This window comes from Methylomonas sp. BG-2 (assembly GCF_057766305.1).
In genome coordinates, this window is sequence record NZ_JBYMAP010000232.1 from 1 (window position 1) to 6163 (window position 6163).

The 6163-nt window shown below is 53.8% G+C and carries 5 protein-coding genes; 2 read left to right on the forward strand and 3 right to left on the reverse strand.

The genetic code is table 11. From position 1 onward, the window contains the following. The first annotated feature begins 482 nt into the window (after positions 1-482). Together AC3B8H_RS17315 and AC3B8H_RS17320 are read left to right on the forward strand one after the other, a co-directional pair. Positions 483-2234, forward strand: coding sequence for a methyl-accepting chemotaxis protein (locus AC3B8H_RS17315; protein ID WP_488442792.1), 1752 nt, complete (start codon positions 483-485; stop codon positions 2232-2234). Between the two features lie 252 nt (positions 2235-2486). Further along, complete coding sequence (locus AC3B8H_RS17320; RefSeq protein ID WP_488442793.1) at positions 2487-3317, forward strand: HDOD domain-containing protein; 831 nt, start codon at positions 2487-2489, stop codon at positions 3315-3317. 5 nt (positions 3318-3322) lie between these two features. On the opposite strand, the gene AC3B8H_RS17325 is transcribed toward AC3B8H_RS17320, so the two are convergent. The 3 genes from AC3B8H_RS17325 to AC3B8H_RS17335 all read right to left on the reverse strand — a co-directional run. Beyond that, entirely contained in the window at positions 3323-3964 is a 642-nt protein-coding gene (locus AC3B8H_RS17325; RefSeq protein ID WP_488442794.1) for a response regulator transcription factor, read from the reverse strand. Next, a complete protein-coding gene (locus AC3B8H_RS17330; protein WP_488442795.1) occupies positions 3961-5256 on the reverse strand; it encodes an ATP-binding protein in 1296 nt (431 codons plus the stop codon). The genes AC3B8H_RS17325 and AC3B8H_RS17330 overlap by 4 nt, the downstream gene beginning before the upstream one ends. Positions 5257-5366: 110 nt before the next feature. Then, the coding region (locus AC3B8H_RS17335; protein ID WP_488442796.1) for a dicarboxylate/amino acid:cation symporter at positions 5367-6163 on the reverse strand (797 nt) is incomplete at its 5' end.

Here is a 6163-nt window from a genome sequence, read left to right on the forward strand (position 1 = left end):
GGCGATTCACTATCCCGCTTCGCGCAGCGGGTTGATCGACACCGAATAGATCCCGTCCAAGCGAGCCGGTAGCGAATGTCCCAGCGCGGAATCAAGCTATTATTAGTAGCTATCGCTCTTGGAAAAAGAGCCGCGGACGCCGACCGATAAGCCATTTCACAACGCGGACTAGCTCACAAATTCGGCAAGTTGACCGCTGGCAACGACGGCACGCTCGGCGCAAAATCGATCAAAACCGGCTGAAATAGGCACCCGCGATGGCCTTGAATCGGTAAAAAATAAATTAAGTCTTTGATATATGATGATAATTACAGTCATTGCATCGTTGCGAAGCGAAAACGGGGCACTAGGATTTTCCGTACAACTAATAAAGTTTTCCATCTAGTTGACGTTAAATTGTAGGCTATACTCACCGCGCCTATCCTTACGGCGCGCGGCCGCAAGAGCAATAATAACTATACGAAGCATTTCTGGAGATTCGAATGTTGATGATGAACTGGCATTCAGTAGGTGTGAAAGTAGTAGCGATTACGATGTCGGTACTCACTGGTGTTGGCATCCTAATCCTGGTTGTCTACGCCAACGTCGGCAAACAAAAGATGATAGATCGGGAGATTGAGTCGTCACGCCAGTTATTGGTTTTGTCGGAGTCCATTCGCGACAATGTCGTCAAGAAATGGGAGACCGGCGTCTATTCTCCCGAACAGCTCAATCAACTCATCGATAAATTCGGTTTAGCCAAATCCAGAGATCTGGTGCTAGCGACCGTGCCGACCGCTAACGCCTGGGATGTTATAGAAACCAAGGCCAAGGAATACGGTTTCCGTTTTAAGGCGCCCGCCAATAACCCGCGCAACCCACGTAACGCCGCCGACGAAATCGAACGTACCGCGCTGGATTACTTCCGGACTAATCCGAACGCCAGCGAATACAGTTACATCGACGAAGACAAACAGGAAATCCGCTATCTGCGACCGGTTAAACTGGTCAAGCAATGTGAACTGTGCCACGGCGATCCGCAAAACTCGCAATCGCTTTGGCGTAACGACAAAGGCCAGGATTTGCTCGGCTATACGATGGAAAATCGCCATGCCGGCGATTTGCATGGTGCCTTCGAAATCATTACGCCATTCTCGGTGGCATTGGCCCAGCTAAAATCCGATACTTACTATGCCATCGGATTTTTAATCGCCACATTGTTTATCATCGGCTTCACCGGATACTTTATGATGAGCCGCATCATCATCGGCCCGCTAACCGCGTTGGCGCTCAAGCTGCAGGACATCTGCAGCGGTGACGGCGACTTGCGGGCTAGGCTGGATGCCTCCGGTAAATCGGAGTTCGCCTGGGTTGCCCACAGCTTTAACTCCTTCGTCCGGAAGATTGCCAAAACCGTCGATGAAATTAGCGCGACCAGCGAAAAACTGGCCAGCGCCTCGCACAAATTGGCGACCATCACCAACACGACGCAAAGCGGTGTCGAAAGACAGTTGCACGAAACCACGCTGGTCGCCAACGCGATGAAGCAGATGACCTCGACGGTTCAGGATGTCGCTAAAAACGCGGTCCGCGCTTCCGAGGCCGCCGAAATCGCCGATAAGGAAGCCTCGACCGGCAAAAACATCGTCAAGGACGCCGTCAACGGTATTAACAGCTTGGCCAGCGAAGTCGAAAATGCCGCGAATGTGATTCACGAACTGGAAAACGACAGCAACAGCATCGGCGAAGTGCTCGGCGTGATCCAAGGCATTGCCGAGCAAACCAATTTGCTGGCGTTGAACGCCGCCATCGAAGCGGCTCGAGCCGGAGAACAAGGCCGGGGTTTTGCGGTCGTTGCCGACGAAGTCCGCACGCTGGCCAGCCGGACCCAAAATTCGACCCTGGAAATCCAGCAAACCATCGAGCGTTTGCAGGGGCGCGCCAAACAAGCGGTTGCGGTGATGGAAAACGGCCGCAAACGTGCCGCTTCCAGCGTGGATCAAGCGGCATCGGCCGGCGAATCCATCACCTCGATCAGCCAGCGCATCGATACCATTAACGACATGAACAACCAGATTGCCAGTGCCGCCGAAGAACAAACCGCGGTGGCCGAGGAAATCAACCGCAATATCAGCAATATCAGTCACGTGTCGGAAGAAACCTCGATCGGCGCGAAAAACACCGCCGACGCCTGCCGGGAATTGCTGGAACTCGCCAATCAACTCCGCACGACCGTTGGCAGTTTTAGGACCTAAGCACGCGGACGGACAGCCTAAGCAGGACAATTTTCGCCTGTATCGCCTCGCAAAATGGCGTCTATACTTTTCGGGACGGAGCAAAACTCGTGATCAATGGCTTTGCTCCGTCAAAGAAAAAGTCATTTTCTTGAATTCGACATCACCTATCGCCGACCACGAGGAGTGATCGTCACGCACTCCGCCTCCCGGTAGCGTCGGACTTAATCCGCCTCATCCGGGCTTGCGGTTTTTAGGGACAAGAGAGCAACCATGCCAGCGTCAATTAACCAATTATTCGATCAAATCCATCAACTTCCACAAATTCCGGAAGTCGTCAGAACCATTGTCAAACAACTCAACGATCCGAATTTTCACATGCCGGAAATCGTGAAGGATGTGGAAAAAGAACAAGTCATTGCTTTAAAGATACTCAGGCTGGTCAATTCCGCCCATTTCGGCCTATCTCGAAAAGTGGGATCGATAGAAGAAGCCGTTACGATGCTAGGCACCAATCAACTCAAAACCCTGGTGATTGCGTCCGGATTTGTCGGTTCGTTTGCGAAACTGGCCAATTTCGATCTGAAGCAATTCTGGCGAACCAGTTTTCGGACGGCTACTTACGCGAGCTGGCTTGCCACTCAGGCTGGTTTGCAAGCCGATGTCGCCTACACCGCCGGCTTGATAGCCGACCTTGGCAATGTGCTGATCCATTTGGGATTACCTAGCGAGGCGAACGAGATCGATCAACACGTCAAAGCCGGCAACTCGCGCTCCGATATTGAACTGCGCCGGCTGGGGTTTGTTACGCCGACCGCGTCCGCCGAACTCTGCCGCCGCTGGAAATTTCCCGACGACTTGACCCTGGCCGTCGAGCAATCGGCCGACCCGTTGGCCGTGGAAACCCCAAATCGCTTGGGGTGCGCGGTGTTTTTAGGCCGTTTTACCGCGACCAGCCAGGAAGCAAATCAGTCCGCCGACCAGATTATCAAAGCCTTTCCGCTGGCGGTCGCCGAAGGTGTGGGTCTATCGGCCGAATTCGTGCAATCGCGCTTGGCTGAGATGCTGGAATTGGGCGGCGATTTGGACGAATTGCTCGATTAAGGACATTAACGCTGCGTCAATCCCAAATTGACGGCGATGTGTGCCAATTCGGTCGTTGTAGCCACTTGCAGTTTCTTTTTGATCTGCGTGGCGTAATTGGCGACCGTTTTGTGGCCCAAACAGAGTTGGTCGGCAATTTTATGGACAGTCAGACCTTGTGCCAGCAAACTGAAGACATCGAACTCCCTAGGCGAGAAATCGGCAATAATCGTCTGATGATTGCCGGCGGCTTGCTCGCCGGCGGATTTCATTAGGCCACGTTCCACGTAAATGACGCCTTGCAGGACCGCTGCTATCGCTTCCGTCAGAATGCCGGGCGCGCTATTCTTGGTAATATAACCCAAGGCCCCGGCATCCAAGGCCCGGCTGACGTAGACTTGCTCTTGATGGACGCTAAATACCAGTATTTTCGCGCCGGCGTCGCGCTGGACAATGCGGCGAATGGTTTCCAGACCTCCGATGCCGGGCATCGACAAATCCATGACCAACACATCGGGCTTGACCTCTTGGTATAGCCTTATCGCTTGTTCACCCCGCTCGGCTTCGCCGATCACCTCAATACCAGGACTGGCCGACAACAACATCCGAAATCCCGCTCTGACCACCGCGTGATCGTCCACCAACAAAATACCGACAGCGCGTTTCATGCCAAAGGAATCCTTGCTTGTATCGTCATCCCGCAATCGGGCGCGGAACGAATGTCCAACTCGCCGTCTAGCGATTTGATACGTTCCTTGATGCCGCGCAATCCGAATCCCCGGTTGACGGTCATTAAATCACAGCCGCGTCCATCGTCTTCAACCCGCAATTGCAAGACGTCTGGCCGGTTTAGTTTACGCAATGCGATCGTAACCCGTCGCGCCTGGGCATGCCTGACGACATTGGTCAGGCATTCCTGTATCACCCGAAAAATCTGGATGGTCACCGCCTTATCCAAACTGTCGACTTCATCGCTGCAATCGATGGTTAGGTTCAATTCGGGATTGCGCTCCGACCAATGATTCACTAAGTCTTCCAACGTGGCTTTCAAGCCTAGCTCAGTCAAAACCAAGGGGTGAAGTTGTTGCATCATTGAACGAACGACAGTCATCAAGTGGTCGCAAATATCGCTGATGGCCGAGGTGATCTTGGCGGTATCCGCGCGTTGGTGGGCGGCCGTCACCGCCATGACCTTGATCGCGGTCAGCGACTGCCCGAGTTCGTCGTGCAATTCTTGCGACAGTCGTTGCCGCTCCTCTTCTTGTATCGCCAACGAATGTTGCGTTAGCGCTCGATTTTCCTGGCGACTCTTTTCCAGTTCGACAGTCATGTGGTTGATGGCATTAGCGATGCTGTCGAACTCCATCGTCGAAAATTGCGGCAGTTGGTAGCGATATTGGCCGGTTTCGATAATGCGCAAGGCTTCGACAATTGAGGCAATCGCCTTCAGTGACTTACTCAATACCAAATTGACCGCAAAAAAACTCAGCAAAGTCAGCAACGACAAGGATGCGAAAAAACCGACGCTCTCCTCCCACACCTCGGTAATTTCGTCCAACGGTTGCGCTTGAATGACCAAGGTCATCGGTTTGCCGTCCCGAGTGCGCAGCTGATGTTCAACTTTCGGATAATCGCTTTGTACCCAGGCAACGAACCACGCGGGGGGCATGTCCTCGGGATGGCTAGGTTGGTCTACTCCGGAAAAATGTACCAGCTGACCGTCCGGTTTGTGCAATTGAATGCTCAGGTGCCGAGTTTGCTGTAACGCGCCGAACCGCGACAGGTCTTCGACAGGCGCGTCCAAACCCAACGATATCAACTGCACCGCCATATTGATCGAGGCGTCGACCTCTTTCTTGACGGCGTTCCTCGCTTGCCATATCGCTATCGCGCCGCCGATCAGCAATATGCAAAGCGAAGACAGCAATATCCGGGAAATGATCTGGTTTCTTAAACTCATCGCGGCGGTCATCGGAATTAATTGACCATTATCTTCGACCGGCTCCCGATCAACCATAGGAAAAATTCTTGATTGATTTTTGCCCGCGCGGGGAATGCTTGCGCGGTGAGTTACCGGGTTTCGCCGACCCAGCGCTGCACCACCAGGCTACCGACCATATCGCCTTCGACGTTGACCATGGTGCGTACCGTATCGAGTACTCTGTCCACCGGCAGCAAGATGGCTACCGCTTCGGCCGGCAAGCCTACCGACTGTAATACCATCACCATCGTCACCATTCCCGCGCTGGGTATGCCGGGCGCGCCCATTGCCGCGAACATGGTTGTGAAACAAACGATCAATTGCTGCGCCAGATTCAACTCGATGCCGGCGAGATTGGCGACGAATAAGGCCGCGGCCGCTTCGTAAAGCGCCGTGCCGTCCATATTCACGGTGGCGCCCAACGGCACGACAAATCCCGCGATCTTGGCATCCACATGCAAGTGCTGCTCGACGCAGCGTAGCGTCACCGGCATGGTGGCCGAACTGGAACTGGTGGCGAACGCGGTCAACAAGGCTTCCCGCGCCCCCTTAAAAAATTTCAGCGGCGTCATGCCGGTCACGCCGTAAAGTAGCAGCGGCAACACCACAAAGCCGTGCAATAGCGTAGTCCCAACCACCACCGCGACAAATTTTGCCAACGTGGCTAACACGTCCGAATTTTGCGTGGCGACTAACTGAATTAACAAAGCCATGATGCCCAACGGCGCCAACCGCATAATCCACCCGACAATCCGCAGCATTAACTCCAGCGTTTCTCGAAGCAGCAACACAATATTCCGGTAGCGCTCGCCGCCGACCACCAATGCGATTCCAAGTATCAACGCAAACACCACAATCGCTAGTACATTGGCTTGCGCCAACGCGG